Below are 14,675 nucleotides of genomic sequence, written 5' to 3' on the forward strand. Positions count from 1 at the left end.
GCTACAGGGACAGCGTCCCCGTCGCCAGTCCCCAGACCGCGTAGGCGGAGGCGGCGAGAATGAGCGCGACAACGCACCATTCGAAGGCGTTGAATACGCGCTCCTTTCGCGCCAGGCGGGTGCCCACGTAGGGCACCGTGCCGGGCAGGACGGCAAGCGCGCCGAAGAGGACGTACACCGGGTCCGCCGCGTAGATGAGCCACATCGAATAGATGAAGGCCACGACCGCAATGACGAAGTGGCGGCGGTTGGCGGAACGGGAGACCTCCGGACCTGAAAGATCGAACTTTACGCCCGCGTGCGGGTGAGTGAGTCCCTTGCCGCGGGTTGCCAGCATCAGCAGATAGATCGACGAGAAGATATACGGCAGCAGGTACATGATGGTGGCCAGCTGCACCATGACGGTGTACGAGGTTTCGTTGAGGAAGAAGATGATCACCGTCAGCTGGATGACCGTGGTGGAGATGAGCTGCGCCACCCACGGCGAGCCGGCGGTATTGATCTTGCCGATGCGGTGGGGGATGAGCCCATCAATGGCCATCATGACGATGGGTTCTGCGCACAGCATTTGCCAGGACACATACGCGCCCAGGACGGACAGGCACAGGCCGATCGAGATGAACAGGCCGCCCCACGGGCCGACGACTGCCTCCAGTACCGAGGCCATGGAGTTGTCCGGCAGCGCGGCTAGCTCCGCCTGGGAGAGCACGCCGAAGGACAGCGTGGACACCGATACCAGGAGGAAAAGGACCGAGAGGAAGCCGATCACGGTGGCGCGGCCGACGTCGGAACGCTTACGGGCCTGCTTGGAGTACACCGAGGCGCCCTCCACACCGATAAAGACCCACACCGTGAACAGCATGATGCCCTGGACCTGCTCAAAGACGGTGGCGCCGGAATCGCGGCCCCAGAAGTCGAAGGTGAACTTGTCCCAGCTAAAGCCCAAGAAGGCCACGAGGACCACGAAAGACAGGATAGGGACCAGTTTGGCCACAGTGGCCACAACGTTCATCAGTGCTGCCTGCTTGACGCCGCGGGCCAAGATGGCGAAGATGACCCACGTCATCACCGAGACGGAGATAGCGGAGACGAGCCGGTTGTCCGAGCTGAAGAACGGGACGTAGTGGCCAATCGTGTTGAAGAACAGGGTGGCGTAGCCGACCTGAGCGATGACGGAGCCGAGCCAGTAACCCCAGCCGGCAGCGAAGCCGATGAAGTCGCCCAAGCCGGCGCGCACGTAGGAGTAGACGCCGGAGTCGAGGTGGGGCTTGCGGTGCGCGAGGATCTCAAAAACGAATGCGACCGACAGCATGCCGACGCCCGCGATGCCCCAGCCGATCAGCATCGCGCCGGGTCCGGAGACGGACGCGATGTTTTGCGGCAGCGAGAAGATTCCCGCGCCGACGCAGGAACCGATGATGAGGGACACGAGCGTCCACATCGTCACCGAGTTCTTCTGGGTTGTTGAAGTCATGCGGATAAACGTACAGGTTATGGCTAAATTTGCGAAATTGGTGGGGCTAAACCAACTAAAATGTAAGCAAAGTAATAAAGTGGCAGACATGACTGTCCTGTTACTTGACCCGCGTTGGCCCATGATGATTCCACTGGATGCATTCGGTCCAGACGGGAAGCTTCCCGGGCCCGTGACCTACACCTGGGAGGTGCCCATGTCGGTGCGCTGGCACCTTGGTGATTTGGCGGGCGAACCATTGGGGACTGGGGTGTTGGTGAGCACCAACGAGCAGGACGATGCGGTGCGCGAGCGGGTGGCCCACGGCGAGCGGGTGGTGGAAGCGGCGTCGAGAAGCGATGCCGTAGGGCGGGCGGTGAAGCTCATGCAGCGCGCCCAGGATATCGGCGAGTGGGAGCGCGCGCAGACGCACGAGACCCTGTTGCCGTACCTCGAGGAGGAGGCGCAGGAGTTCGCGGACGCGGTGCGCGCCCAGGCTGGCGATGCGGAGCTGAAGAAGGAGCTTGGCGACGTCCTGCTGCAAGTGCTCTTCCACGCTGAGATCGCCGCGCGCCGCGGGGCCTTTGATTTCGCGGATGTGGCGGAGAGCTTCGTGAAAAAGATGGCCTCCCGCGCCCCTTACCTGTTCGACGGTACGGATACGGTGGTCGATACCGAGACCCAGGATCGGCTGTGGGCCGAAGGGAAGGCGCGGGAGCGGCGGGAGGCGGAGGAACGGGACGGGCGTTAGCGGCGGGAAGAGAGGGCCTCGATGGCCGGCTGTATGGCGACGGCCTTGGAGGACAGTGTGGTCAGGGAGCCGAGGGTGCCGGGCAGCTGGGGATCTTCCTTGACCAGGCCGCACTTGAGGGCCTTGTCGGCGGTCTTGCCTGCGTATTTGGAAGTAAATAGGGCCACGTAGGGAGAGGTCTTGAGCTGGGAAGTGGTGACCTTGGTGAGGTTGGCCTGGAGCTGGGAGCGGGTGAAGGACTTGTCGTAGACGTTGTCGGGGGTCTGGGAGTCAGTCCAGCTCAGAACGGAGTGCAGCTGCTGGCAGGTCATGCCGTCGAGTGCTGCAGTGGTGGCGCCGCCGATCAGTTCGTCGATGGCGCCGATGGAGGCGAGGGGGTTGGTTTCGGCGGCGGTGGCCGGGGCTGCGAGGGCGGTGGTGGCGGACAGGGTAAGGGCCGCGGCGCCGGCGGCGAAGATGCGCTTGATGTTCATGGGGTTATTGATACAGGAGTGACTAAAGTGCCGCAAGTGGTGGCGGTGTTGCTGTGCTGGGGATTTGCCGGGAATGTGCGCACGGTTCGGAAGGCCGCCACCCCTTGCACGTCTCGTGCCGGTAGGATTTTGCTTCACTATGTCACGGCAGTCCCGGGTACGGCTTACCATCGTCGCCGCCACGATCCTCGTCATCGTGGTGGTCTTTGCCGTCGCCGGGTGGATGTTCTCCTTAGCGGGTAATATGCAGTCCTCGCGCCGGCTGGACAAGGTCTCCGCGGACATGCCGCCGGCGCAGCCCGTCGCTGTCGCCGACATCGACGTCAACGGCCCCGGGCGCACCGCCAATGAACTCACCGAGTGGTCGCAACCCATCGCGGCGCAGACCGATATCTCGGGCCAAGCCCTGCGCGCCTACGCCAACGCTGAACTCATCGCCCGCGACGCGTGGCCCGAATGTCACCTGTCCTGGAACACACTCGCCGGCATCGGCTGGGTAGAAACCCGCCACGGCACGTACAACGGCAACTGGTTCAAACCCTCCGAGCTCAACGACAACGGCGAAGCCATCCCACACATCGTGGGCATCAAACTCGACGGCTCCTCCGGGACCGCGGATACCCCCGACACCGATGACGGCGAGTTCGACGGGGACCCCGAGCATGACCGCGCAGTAGGGCCCATGCAGTTCATCCCGGAGTCGTGGGGACGCTACGGCCTAGACGCCGACGGCGACGGCAAGCCCAACCCGCATCAGATCGACGACGCCGCGCTCTCTGCCGCCAAACTCCTCTGTGCCGACGGGCGAGACCTGACAAAAAAGAAGGACTGGCGCCGCGCCATTTTTGCCTATAACCAATCCGAGGAATACCTCCGCCGCGTGGCGTTAGCCGCCAACTCCTACGCCCAAGGGCAGCCCGCGACGTCCTAGCGAACCATGCATCAAGGGGGTTTACCCCTTCCCAGGTGTGAAAACCGTGACGAAGCCCGGTACCCGGCCCGCGGATTGTGTAAGAATTGTGGGGAACGGGGACCACCCGCGCCGCGGTGCCTCCTCAGGCTCCGCCGTGGCGCTGCCGCGAACCCGTCGTGAACTCAAAGAGCTTGTTTAAGGAGCAGCACCACCATGGCAGAAATCATTCATGTATTTGCACGTGAGATTATGGACTCCCGCGGTAATCCCACCGTCGAGGCAGCCGTATTCCTGGATGACGGCGCGCACGGCATCGCCGGCGTGCCTTCCGGCGCATCCACCGGCGTGCACGAGGCTCACGAGCTTCGCGACGAAGACGAGCGTTACGGCGGCAAGGGTGTCCTCAAGGCAGTGGAGAATGTCAACGAGGAAATCGCTGACGAGCTGGTCGGCTTCGAGGCCGATGACCAGCGCCTCATTGACCAGGCCATGATCGCGCTTGACGGCACCGAGAACAAGTCCCGCTTGGGTGCCAACGCCATCCTCGGCGTGTCCATGGCAGCAGCCAAGGCCGCCGCCGAGTCCGCAGACCTGCCGCTGTACCGCTACATCGGCGGCCCGAACGCCCACACCCTGCCGGTCCCGATGATGAACATCCTCAACGGTGGCGCACACGCTGACTCCGGCGTCGACGTCCAGGAGTTCATGATCGCCCCCATCGGCGCAGAATCCTTCTCCGAGGCACTACGCCAGGGCGCGGAGGTCTACCACAGCTTGAAGAAGGTCATCAAGGATCGCGGCCTGTCCACCGGCCTGGGCGACGAGGGCGGCTTCGCCCCGTCCGTCGAGTCCACCAAGGCCGCCCTGGATCTCATCATGGAGGCCATTAAGGCTGCCGGCTACACCCCAGGTGAGCAGATTGCTCTGGCTCTCGACGTCGCTTCCTCCGAGTTCTTCAAGGACGGCAAGTACCACTTCGAGGGCGGCGAGCACACTGCCGAGGAAATGAACAAGGTCTACGAGGAGCTCATCTCCGAGTACCCGATCGTGTCCATCGAGGACCCGCTGCAGGAGGACGACTGGGAGGGCTACACCGCTCTCACCGCCGCCATCGGCGACAAGGTGCAGATCGTCGGCGACGACTTCTTCGTCACCAACCCGGCTCGCCTGCAGGAGGGCATCGACAAGAAGGCCGCCAATGCTCTGCTGGTGAAGGTCAACCAGATCGGTACCCTCACCGAGACCTTCGATGCCGTGGAGCTGGCTCACCGCAATGGCTACCGCACCATGATGTCCCACCGCTCTGGCGAGACCGAGGACACCACCATCGCCGATCTGGCCGTCGCGCTGTCCTGCGGCCAGATTAAGACCGGCGCCCCGGCCCGCTCCGAGCGCGTGGCTAAGTACAACCAGTTGCTGCGCATCGAGCACGAGCTCGGCGACGCCGCCGTCTACGCTGGTCGCTCCGCGTTCCCGCGTTTCAACGGCTAAATCGCTGTAAAAACACGTGGCGCGGATCGCGCGCCACAGTCAATGAAGCCCCATCCTTTGGCTAGGATTGGGGCTTAATTATGTTTGGTCAGTCGTCGCACAAAGGAAACAACCGGGCGGAGCGCAACGCAGCGCCACGCGCCGGGGCTTCCGGCGAGCCGCCCGCACGCCGGACAGAACGACGACCACAGCGTGCAGCCAAGAAAGTCCCCGTCGCCCACCGCGAGGTGCAAGGCCGCTCGCTGGCCGCCACCAGCGCGGACGTCGCCAAGCGCTTGCCGCAGCGCCTCGACATCGTCGGCTTCGCCGTGCTCACCACCGTGTTGCTGATCATCCTCATCACCATCGCTATGCCGCTGCGCAACTATTACCAAGGGCGCACCGAGATAGCGCGCCTTCACGAGTCCATTGCAGCGAAGAAAGCGGAGAAGGAACGCCTCCTCAGCGACATTGAGAAATACCGCGACGAGGACTTCATCGAAGAAGAGGCCCGCCGCCGCCTCGGCGTGGTTGCGCCAGGGGAGACGGCCTACCGCATCCTGGACCCCCGGGTCAGCGACCAGGGAAGCCTGACCACGGACAAGCACGCGGAAGAAGACCAACGCGAGTGGTACGCAGTGCTGTGGGAGTCCGTGGCTGAAGATACGCGCCCGCCGGCTTCGTGAGACAATAGCGGGCATGAGCGTAACTGAAGCAGACCTCGACGTCGTCCAGGAACAGCTGGGGCGTCGCCCGCGCGGCGTCGTGGACATCTCCTACCGCACCCCTGACGGGCAGCCCGCGGTCCTCAAGACCGCGCCGAAGCTTCCCGACGGCACGCCGTTTCCTACCCTCTACTACCTCACGGACCCGCGCCTGACTGCGGAAGCTTCCCGCCTGGAGGTAGCGCACGTGATGAAGTGGATGGAATCTCGTTTGGAGACCGACGAAGACCTCGCCGCCGACTACCGCGCGGCCCACGAGCACTTCTTGGCCAAGCGCAACGAGATGGAAGACCTGGGCACTGACTTCTCCGGTGGCGGCATGCCCGACCGGGTGAAGTGCCTGCACGTGCTCATCGCCTATGCGCTGGCGGAGGGACCTGAGCATTTCCGTCTCGGTACCGAGGCCGTGGCCATGGCTGCGGACCACGGCAACCTGCGTGGCACTGCGATCCCCGCGGACTGGCCCACCACCGAAGAGCTCGGCATCAACCTCGCCGACTTCGATTTCAGCAACGCCTAAAGCAAAGAAGCTAACAAGGAGCAACCAGATAGTGCCTCGCTACGCTGCCGTCGACTGCGGCACCAATTCCATCCGACTACTCATCTCCGAAGTCCTCCCGGACGGCAAGATCCGTGACGTCACTCGGCTCATGGAGATCATCCGCCTCGGCGAAGGCGTGGACGCTACCGGCCGCATCTCCGACGCTGCCATCGCGCGAGCACGCGCCGCGCTGTCCAACTTCGTGGAGCAGATGCGCTTTGAAAACGTCACCGCGGTCCGCATGGTAGCCACCTCCGCGTCCCGCGATGCTGAAAACCGCCAAGAGTTCTTCGACATGACTGCCGAGCTCCTCGGGCAAATCCAGCCGGGCGCGATGGCGGAGGTCATCTTTGGTGCGGAAGAGGCCCAGCTGTCCTTCCGCGGCGCGGTGGGGGACTTGAGCCCGGACAAGGGGCCGTTCTGCGTCATTGACCTGGGCGGCGGCTCGACCGAGTTCATCGTGGGCGACCACACCGGCGACATCCATGGCGCCTACTCCGCGCGCATGGGCTGCGTCCGCCTCACGGAGCGTTTCCTTCCCACCGACCCTGCCACCCCGGACGAGCTTGCGGCCGCGCGCGACTATGTTTCCGCACAGCTTGCCGACGTCGCGAAGACAGTACCGCTCCAGGATGCCCGGACGTTCGTCGGGTGCGCAGGAACGTTCACCACGCTCTCGGCTCTCGCCCAGGGCCTGGAGAAGTACGACCCGGATGCCATTCACGGCAGCATCGTTCGCTTCGGTGCGCTGCGTGTGCTTCTAGATCACCTGGTGAAGCAGCCGGCTGCGTCCCGCGCGCTGAATCCTGTCATTCATCCGGGCCGCGCGGACGTCATTGGCGGCGGCGCGGTGGCGGTGCACGGAATCATGGACCTCATCGGCGATGCGACTGACACCAATTCCTTCGTAATTAGCGAGAAAGACATTCTCGACGGCATCATCGCCGGAATCGTGGACGCCGCGCAGTAGCGTGCCCTATTGTTAGTTCCCGCGCGCCGTGCCTTAAAATGGTACGAGCGCACAACGCCCCTATAGCCCAATCGGCAGAGGCAGTGGACTTAAAATCCATTCAGTGTCGGTTCGAGTCCGACTGGGGGCACCATCACCTACGTTAAGCAGTAAAAGGGAGGCTTCGGCCTCCCTTTTGCTGTCCCGCCCCCTCCAGCGCCGCCGTGCGCCCAAAGTGCCACGGTTGGTGGGCTGTGCGCGCCGGCCGGTTGCCGGGTGGGGTGGTTAGGGCGGTGCGCCCGAAGTGCCACGGTTGGTGGGTTGCGCGCGCCGGCCGGTTGCCGAGTGGGGTGGTTGGGGCGGTGTGCGGAGATGTCGGGACTAATGAATGCGGGGGTGGGTTGAGCCACACCTATTTTTGAAACTAGGGAACAATAGGCACGTCCGGATCGTTGAACCGGTGGTAAAGAAACGTCGTGAAAGGATTTGGGAAGCTCATGCGAAGCAGTAACCCGGTTATGAACTCAATTGGCAACAGTGCCATGCAGCAAACACAGGCTGGGTACCAGAACGCCCCGGGTGCGCAGGGATACCCCGGCGCGCAGGGGTATCAGGGTTATCCAGGGATGGGAGGCTACCAACAGCAGCCGGTGGCCACCGAACGCCCGATGACCATTGATGATGTGGTGGCCAAGACGGGTATCACCCTGGCCGTCATCATTGCCTTTGCGGCAGTCAACTACTTCGTCGGCCTCGGCAACCCGGGCCTGGCGATGATCCTGACCCTCGTCGGCGCAATTGGCGGCTTCATTACCGTGCTGATCTCCTCGTTCGGCAAGAAGTACGGTTCCGCGGCCGTCACGCTGATTTATGCAGTCTTCGAGGGCCTTTTCGTTGGCGGCTTCTCGCTGATGTTCACGAACTTCACCGTGGGCGGTTCCTCCGGCGCCGCGATGATCGGCCAGGCAATCCTGGCAACCATCGGCGTGTTTATCGGCATGCTGTTCGTGTACAAGACCGGGGCTATCCGCGTCACCCCGAAGTTCACCCGCATCCTGGTGGGCGCCATCTTCGGCGTGGCCATCATGGCCCTGGGCAACCTGCTGCTCGCTATCTTCACCGATGCGAACCCGCTGCGTGACGGCGGTATGCTGGCCATCATCTTCTCCCTGGTCTGCATCGTCTTGGCGGCGATGTCCTTCCTCTTGGACTTCGACACCGCTGACCGTCTCATCCGCGCCGGCGCACCGTCCAAGTACGCCTGGGGCGTGGCACTGGGCCTGGCCGTGACCTTGGTGTGGCTCTACACCGAGATTCTCCGTCTGCTGAGCTACTTCCGCGACTAGTTCGCTGAAGGCATAACAAAAGGGCGCATCCCATATGGGATGCGCCCTTTTGGCAGTCAAAGGAGCAATTAGGCCGCTGGTGCCTCGGCGCCGGACTCAGCGCCCAGCTCAGTAGCGCCGGACTCGGTCGCGGTCTCCGCACCGGATTCGGTGGCAGATTCTGCGCCGGACTCCGCAGCAGACTCAGAAGCAGGATCAGAGGACTCAGCGGAAGATTCAGCAGAGGAACCCGAACCGGACTTCTCGTTGCTGAAGGAAGGCGCGGTGTCCACCTTCTTGTCGCTCGGCTGCTCGTTCGGAGGGGAGCAAGCGGCGAGTGCCAGGGCAGCCACAGCGCCCATGCCAGCGGTCAGGATACGGCGGGAAGAAAACATGCTCATGGAAAGTGCGTCCTTTGACTTGAAAAAGAATGGAAGTGCGTATCTATTTTACTACTTTGCCGCGCGCGGAGTAGCAGCCTTCGCGGAATCGTACGGTGCTGCGGAGACAATCGTCACGGTCAGGGTCTTACCGCTCGGAGCGGTGTACTCGCAGGTGTCACCCTCGCGGGCGCCCAGGATGGCAGCGCCCAACGGGGACTCCTCGGAGTAAGTCTCCAGGTCCTTGTTGTCGGAGGCCGCCGCGCGGGTACCGATGAGGAAGGTTTCCTTATCGTTCTCGTCACCGTTGTAGTACACGTGCACCACGGAACCAATGTGGGCCACGCCCTCTTCGATGCCGGAGCGCTCAGTGGTGGAGTTGGCGAGGATTTCGGAGATCTGCTTAATGCGGGCCTCTTCCTGATCCTGCATCTCGCGGGCGGCGTCGTAGCCGGCGTTCTCCTTGAGGTCGCCCTCTTCGCGGCGCTCGTTGATTTCCGCGGCGACGACCGGGCGGTGATCAATAAGCTCCTGGAGCTCCTGCTCCAGCTTGGCCTTGGTTTCCGGGGTGATGTACTGCTTCTTTGCTTCTGCCATGGTGAAACCTTCCCTTTAGTATTCGAATGCGCACCAAATATAGCACAGGCGCAGTTGGGCAAGAACGTGGGTTTAACTGGTGTATTGCGGGTTTTCTAGGTCCATATACGACGGGATCTCGCTGGAGCAGCCGTAGACGCCGCCCGCCACTCCGCGGCGCGTCGTCGCGATGTCCACACCGATGCGCTGACTCTTCTCCGTCCCCGGGGGCAGCGGAACCTCGCGTCGCCCGATTTCTGCCTTGTCGTAGTCATAAGCCTGAACGATGCAGTAGGCCGGTTCTTCAGGGCGATTGCGGGTGACATCCACCCACACTCGGGTCTTGTCGTCAGAGATGATCTCGTGCGAGACGTAGCTGATGGACGCGTTGACCTTCTGCTTGTCCATGAAGTACTTTGCCGCGAAGAACGCCGCGGCGAGCACAATGGCCACCATGATGACGGCGATAATCTTGCCACTCATGGTCCCCGAGTTGCTGGTGGATGTGCGAGAGGATCCGCCGTATCGGGCGGCAGGACGGGAGGTCATAGAATCGTAGTTTAGCCCATGCACCTTTTAGTTCATGTCGGCCCATGGTTAGGATGGTGAAGACTATTGAGAAAGGGGACGTGCGTGCACGCTGACAACCTTGCTGGACTAAAAGTCTTGGCCATTCACGCCCACCCGGACGACGAGTCGTCCAAGGGGGCGGCCACCACCGCCAAGTACGCCGCACTCGGTGCCGATGTGTTGGTGTTGACCTGTACCGGTGGTGAGCGCGGGGACATCATCAACCCCGCCATGGATCGTCCGGGTGTCAAGGAAAACATGAAGGCAGTGCGCCACGAGGAAATGGCCCAGGCTGCCGCCGCACTGGGGGTGCAGCACACGTGGTTGGGGTACGTGGATTCCGGGCTGCCCGAAGGCGATCCGTTGCCGCCTCTTCCTGAGGGTTGCTTCGCGCTGGCAGGCGACGACCACGTTGCGGATCGCTTCATCCAGATCATTCGTGAGTTCCAACCGCACGTCATCATTACTTACGACGAGAACGGCGGCTACCCGCACCCGGATCACCTGATGGTGCACCGCGCGTCCATGCTCGCCTGGGAGCGCGCTGGCGATCCGGACTACAAGCCGGAGCTGGGCGAGGCCTGGAGCCCCCTCAAGCTTTACTACTCCCACGGCTTTGTCTACCAGCGCATGAAGCTCTTCCACGAACATCTCATCGAGCAGGGCAAGACCAGCCCGTATGCCTGGATGATGAAGCGCTGGGATCCCAACATGGGTGACATCATGGCACGAGTGACGACCCAGGTGGAGTGTGGCGACTACTTCGAGCAGCGTGACGACGCCCTGCGGGCGCATGCCACCCAGATCGATCCCGCCGGCGCATTCTTGGCCACCCCGGCTAGCGTGCAGCGCGAACTGTGGCCGACCGAGGAGTTCGAACTGGCGCGCACCCGCGTTCCTGCAACGTTGCCCGAGGCGGAGCTGTGGGCCGGGATCGATGTCGCGGACCTGGCGGCAGAAGGTGGCGTCGCCAAGCTGGCGCGGACGCCACGCTTGGAAGAACTGCCGGTGGGGGAATAAGGTGGCAGGTATGTTCGCGCACCTTTCCGCATATGCCCCCTCTGTGGCCGACGCCGTGGTTCTGGCGCAGGGCACGCCCGAAGGCCCGGTGGGCCCGGAGTTCGGCAAAGCCTCGCCCATCGGCCTGACCATCCTGGTGGTCCTGGCAATCATCGTGCTGTCGCTGGGGTGGGCGTTTCACCGCCGCTACTCGCGCTTCCGCCGCCGCATGTTGTTTGCTCAGGAACACAACCTGGACGTCTTTGATGAGGCAGCGGTGGATAAGGCCATGGAAGAAGCTGGTGTGTTGGATCGGCGGAAGAAGTCGCCGTTTTAAACCTCCCGTTTTGGCGGCGGGGTCTGTAGAATTACATCCGTGAATTACCTGCCGCAACTGCTCTACCCGCTCTATGAGGCTCGTCTGCTGCGCCAGATTGCGGACAAGCCGCAGCCTAAGCATGTCGCCATCATGGCTGACGGAAACCGTCGCTGGGCTCGTGAAGCGGGCTTTACTGATATCTCTCACGGCCACCGGCAGGGCGCTCGCACAATTGGCGAGATGATCTCGTGGTGCCGGGACACCCAGGTAGAGGTTGTGACCATCTACCTGCTCTCCACTGAGAATCTCAAGCGCAGTACTGAGGAAGTGGGGCTGCTTTTTGACATCATTTCGGACGTGGTGATGCACCTGTCGCAGGGCGACCTGGGCTGCCAGCTGCGTCTCGTCGGCCATCTGGATCTGCTGCCCGAAGAGGTCGTGGCGCGGATGCAGCGCGCGGCGGGTAGTACCAAGGACAACACTGGGGTCATCGTTAATATTGCCGTGGGCTACGGCGGCCGCCAGGAGATTGTTGACGCCGTGCAGAACCTCATTCGCGAGGAAGTGGAGGCTGGCGCGCCCGCGGCGGAGATCGCGGACCGCGTGACCGCGGAGTCGATTACCGAGCACTTGTACACCAAGGGGCTTCCGGATCCAGACTTGGTCATCCGCACGTCCGGCGAGCAGCGACTGTCTGGTTTCTTGCTGTGGCAGGCAGCCTATTCGGAGATTTGGTTCACGGATACCTACTGGCCAGCCTTCCGCAAGGTGGATTTCCTGCGCGCGTTACGCGATTATTCGCAGCGCTCTCGCCGCTTCGGCAAGTAGGACAGAACCTTAGATCTTGCGCATCCGCACCTGCTCGACCAGGTGGCTCTCGCCCTTGCGGAGCACGAGCGAAGCCCGCACGCGGGTGGGCAGGATGTTTTCGGTGAGGTTGGGCAAGTTAATGGACTGCCAGACCTCGCGGGCAAAAGCGATGGCCTCGGCGTCGCTGATGTCGGCGTACTCGGCGAAATGGGCACCTGGGCGTCGGAAAGCAGTATCACGTAGGCGCAGGAAACGGTTGATAAACCACTGCTCGATGGTGTCGATGCGCGCGTCCACGTAGACGGAGAAATCCAGCAGATCACTGACCATGAGGGTCGGGCCCGTCTGCAGGACGTTGAGTCCTTCCAAGATGACGATGTCAGGCTGTTGAACCAGCTGGTACTCGTTGGGGAGGATGTCGTAGGCCTCGTGCGAGTAGACCGGTGCCTTGACCTCGGCTTTGCCGGACTTGACGTCCGTGACAAAGCGCAGCAGCCCACGCCGATCGTAAGACTCGGGGAAGCCCTTGCGGTTCATCAAGCCGCGCTCTTCCAAGACGCGCGTGGGGTGGAGGAAGCCGTCGGTGGTCACCAGATCCACTTTGGGGTGGGAATCCCAGCGCTGCAGCAAGACCTGGAGCAAGCGGGCAGTGGTGGACTTACCCACGGCAACGGAGCCGGCGACACCGATGATGAAGGGGATATTGCCGTTGGGCTCGCCGGTAAACAGTTCGGTGGCAGCGGTGAGTTTCTGACGGGCGCGCACCTGGAGGTGAATGAGGCGTGACAGCGGGAGATAGATGTCCGCGACCTCACGCAAGTCAATGTTTTCGCCAATGCCGGAAAGCTCCGCAACCTCGTCTTCGGTGAGGACCTGGGGCATGGAATTGCGCAGCTCTCGCCAGGACTCCCGGGGGAAGTCAAGGTAGGGGCTGGTGTCGTTCGGGCGCGCCATGGTGACCATTGTTGCACTCCTCGTGGCCTGGCGTGGACTTATTGGGTCAAAATGATTAAAAAGGGAATCCCTGAACGATGGGTGACCGAGCGGCTAGACTGAACAGAGCATCATATTTTGCCCTGCATCACAATTTTGGAAAGGACTGGCCTAGCCGATGACCGAGAACACTGCGAACGCCGCGGATATTCGCTACCAGGATCTCAGCGAGATCGACCCTGATGTCTACGCCGCTATCTCCGGCGAGATTACACGCCAGCGCGACACCTTGGAAATGATCGCGAGTGAAAACTTCGTGCCACGTGGCGTGCTGCAGGCGCAAGGCTCCGTCCTGACTAACAAGTATGCGGAGGGCTACCCGGGCCGCCGCTACTACGGCGGCTGCGAGCATGTCGACGTCGTGGAGGATTTGGCCCGCGAGCGCGCCAAGGCCGTCTTCGGCGCGGAGTTCGCCAACGTGCAGCCACACTCCGGTGCGCAGGCCAACGCCGCGGTGCTCTCGGCTCTCATCAACCCGGGCGACAAGATCATGGGTCTGTCCCTCGCGCACGGTGGTCACCTCACCCACGGCATGAAGCTGAACTTCTCCGGCAAGCTCTACGAGGTCGCCGCCTACGAGGTGGACACTGAGACCGGCCTCATTGACATGGACAAGGTCCGCGAGCAGGCCCTGGCGGAGAAGCCGCAGGTCATCATTGCTGGTTGGTCCGCGTACCCGCGCCAGCTGGACTTCGCTGCCTTCCGTTCTATCGCGGACGAGGTGGGCGCGTACTTGTGGACCGACATGGCTCACTTCGCGGGCCTGGTGGCCGCGGGTCTGTACCCGAACCCGGTGGAGCATTCCGACGTCGTGTCCACCACCGTGCACAAGACTCTGGGCGGCCCGCGTTCCGGCATGATCCTGGCGAAGCAGGACTTTGCCAAGAAGCTCAACTCCTCCGTGTTCCCCGGCCACCAGGGTGGCCCGCTCATGCATGTCATCGCGGCAAAGGCGGTGGCCATGAAGATCGCCGGCACCCCGGAGTTCAAGGAGCGCCAAGAGCGCACCGTGGAAGGCGCGCGCCTGCTAGCGGAGCGCCTGCAGGCTGAGGATTGCGCCAAGGCTGGTGTGAAGGTACTCACCGGCGGTACGGATACCCACTTGGTTCTGGTGGATCTGGTGGACTCCCAGCTGGATGGCCAGCAGGCCGAGGATCTGCTGCACGAGGTCGGCATCACCGTCAACCGCAACGCCGTCCCGAACGATCCGCGCCCGCCGATGGTCACCTCGGGTCTGCGTATCGGTACCCCGGCGCTGGCTACCCGCGGCCTGGACGCGAAGGCTTTCGAGGAGGTCGCGGACATCATCGGCACCACCTTGGCGCAGGGCAAGGACGCTGACGTGGCGCAGCTGCGCGAGCGCGTGACCAAGGTCGCCCAGGATTACCCGCTCTACGACGGCCTTGAGGACTGGAAGCTGGTCTAGTA

The 14,675-nt window shown here is 62.9% G+C and carries 17 protein-coding genes and 1 tRNA gene; 12 read left to right on the forward strand and 6 right to left on the reverse strand.

Annotated elements, in window-relative coordinates; translation table 11 throughout:
• Position 1: 1 nt before the first annotated feature.
• On the reverse strand, positions 2–1,474 hold the full coding sequence (locus tag H0194_RS09395) for an amino acid permease (protein WP_185175629.1): 1,473 nt from the start codon (positions 1,472–1,474) through the stop codon (positions 2–4).
• 88 nt (positions 1,475–1,562) lie between these two features.
• Between H0194_RS09395 and H0194_RS09400 the strand changes: the two genes are divergently transcribed.
• Positions 1,563–2,204, forward strand: coding sequence for a MazG nucleotide pyrophosphohydrolase domain-containing protein (locus H0194_RS09400; protein ID WP_185175630.1), 642 nt, complete (start codon positions 1,563–1,565; stop codon positions 2,202–2,204).
• Here H0194_RS09400 and H0194_RS11085 read toward each other — a convergent pair.
• The gene (locus tag H0194_RS11085; protein ID WP_185175631.1) at positions 2,201–2,677 is read right to left on the reverse strand and encodes a hypothetical protein; all 477 of its coding nucleotides are present in this window, start codon (positions 2,675–2,677) and stop codon (positions 2,201–2,203) included. The two genes, H0194_RS09400 and H0194_RS11085, sit on opposite strands and share 4 nt — an antisense overlap.
• 139 nt (positions 2,678–2,816) lie before the next feature.
• Between H0194_RS11085 and H0194_RS09410 the strand changes: the two genes are divergently transcribed.
• From H0194_RS09410 to H0194_RS09440, 7 genes are all read left to right on the forward strand, one after another.
• Positions 2,817–3,608, forward strand: a complete 792-nt coding sequence (locus H0194_RS09410; RefSeq protein ID WP_185175632.1) for a lytic transglycosylase domain-containing protein — start codon at positions 2,817–2,819, stop codon at positions 3,606–3,608.
• Between the two features lie 195 nt (positions 3,609–3,803).
• Entirely contained in the window at positions 3,804–5,081 is a 1,278-nt protein-coding gene (gene eno / locus H0194_RS09415) for a phosphopyruvate hydratase (RefSeq protein ID WP_185175633.1), read from the forward strand.
• Positions 5,082–5,161: 80 nt separating this feature from the next.
• Complete coding sequence (locus tag H0194_RS11030) at positions 5,162–5,746, forward strand: FtsB family cell division protein (RefSeq protein ID WP_246388892.1); 585 nt, start codon at positions 5,162–5,164, stop codon at positions 5,744–5,746.
• A gap of 13 nt (positions 5,747–5,759) precedes the next feature.
• Positions 5,760–6,305, forward strand: a complete 546-nt coding sequence (locus tag H0194_RS09425; RefSeq protein WP_185175634.1) for a DUF501 domain-containing protein — start codon at positions 5,760–5,762, stop codon at positions 6,303–6,305.
• Between the two features lie 31 nt (positions 6,306–6,336).
• The gene (locus tag H0194_RS09430; RefSeq protein WP_185175635.1) at positions 6,337–7,296 is read left to right on the forward strand and encodes a Ppx/GppA phosphatase family protein; all 960 of its coding nucleotides are present in this window, start codon (positions 6,337–6,339) and stop codon (positions 7,294–7,296) included.
• 56 nt (positions 7,297–7,352) lie between these two features.
• A tRNA-Leu gene (locus H0194_RS09435) sits at positions 7,353–7,429 on the forward strand.
• Positions 7,430–7,772: 343 nt separating this feature from the next.
• Positions 7,773–8,621 carry a Bax inhibitor-1/YccA family protein gene (locus H0194_RS09440; RefSeq protein WP_185175636.1) on the forward strand — a complete coding sequence of 283 codons (849 nt, stop codon included), beginning with the start codon at positions 7,773–7,775 and terminating at the stop codon, positions 8,619–8,621.
• A 68-nt stretch (positions 8,622–8,689) separates the two neighbouring features.
• Here H0194_RS09440 and H0194_RS09445 read toward each other — a convergent pair whose 3' ends face one another.
• The 3 genes from H0194_RS09445 to H0194_RS09455 form a co-directional block, all read right to left on the reverse strand.
• Entirely contained in the window at positions 8,690–9,001 is a 312-nt protein-coding gene (locus H0194_RS09445; RefSeq protein WP_185175637.1) for a hypothetical protein, read from the reverse strand.
• Between the two features lie 51 nt (positions 9,002–9,052).
• Entirely contained in the window at positions 9,053–9,577 is a 525-nt protein-coding gene (gene greA / locus H0194_RS09450; protein WP_185175638.1) for a transcription elongation factor GreA, read from the reverse strand.
• A 72-nt stretch (positions 9,578–9,649) separates the two neighbouring features.
• Positions 9,650–10,105 carry a DUF4307 domain-containing protein gene (locus H0194_RS09455; protein ID WP_185175639.1) on the reverse strand — a complete coding sequence of 152 codons (456 nt, stop codon included), beginning with the start codon at positions 10,103–10,105 and terminating at the stop codon, positions 9,650–9,652.
• An 84-nt stretch (positions 10,106–10,189) separates the two neighbouring features.
• On the opposite strand from H0194_RS09455, the gene mca reads away from it, so the two are divergent.
• From mca to H0194_RS09470, 3 genes are read left to right on the forward strand one after another with little or no spacing between them, the layout of a single operon-like run.
• Positions 10,190–11,146, forward strand: coding sequence for a mycothiol conjugate amidase Mca (gene mca, locus H0194_RS09460; RefSeq protein ID WP_185175640.1), 957 nt, complete (start codon positions 10,190–10,192; stop codon positions 11,144–11,146).
• A gap of 10 nt (positions 11,147–11,156) precedes the next feature.
• A complete protein-coding gene (locus H0194_RS09465; RefSeq protein ID WP_185175641.1) occupies positions 11,157–11,462 on the forward strand; it encodes a hypothetical protein in 306 nt (101 codons plus the stop codon).
• Positions 11,463–11,501: 39 nt separating this feature from the next.
• Positions 11,502–12,272 (forward strand): isoprenyl transferase, encoded by a 771-nt coding sequence (locus tag H0194_RS09470; protein ID WP_185175642.1) that lies wholly within the window; start codon positions 11,502–11,504, stop codon positions 12,270–12,272.
• Positions 12,273–12,281: 9 nt separating this feature from the next.
• On the opposite strand, the gene coaA is transcribed toward H0194_RS09470, so the two are convergent.
• Positions 12,282–13,208: a type I pantothenate kinase gene (coaA, locus tag H0194_RS09475; protein ID WP_185175643.1), complete on the reverse strand. Its 927-nt coding sequence runs from the start codon at positions 13,206–13,208 to the stop codon at positions 12,282–12,284.
• Positions 13,209–13,365: 157 nt separating this feature from the next.
• Here coaA and glyA point away from each other — a divergent pair, with 157 nt between their 5' ends.
• The gene (gene glyA / locus H0194_RS09480; protein WP_185175644.1) at positions 13,366–14,673 is read left to right on the forward strand and encodes a serine hydroxymethyltransferase; all 1,308 of its coding nucleotides are present in this window, start codon (positions 13,366–13,368) and stop codon (positions 14,671–14,673) included.
• Positions 14,674–14,675 lie beyond the last annotated feature (2 nt).

Origin of the sequence: Corynebacterium incognita (assembly GCF_014217255.1) — a bacterium.
Lineage (GTDB): Bacteria > Actinomycetota > Actinomycetes > Mycobacteriales > Mycobacteriaceae > Corynebacterium > Corynebacterium incognitum.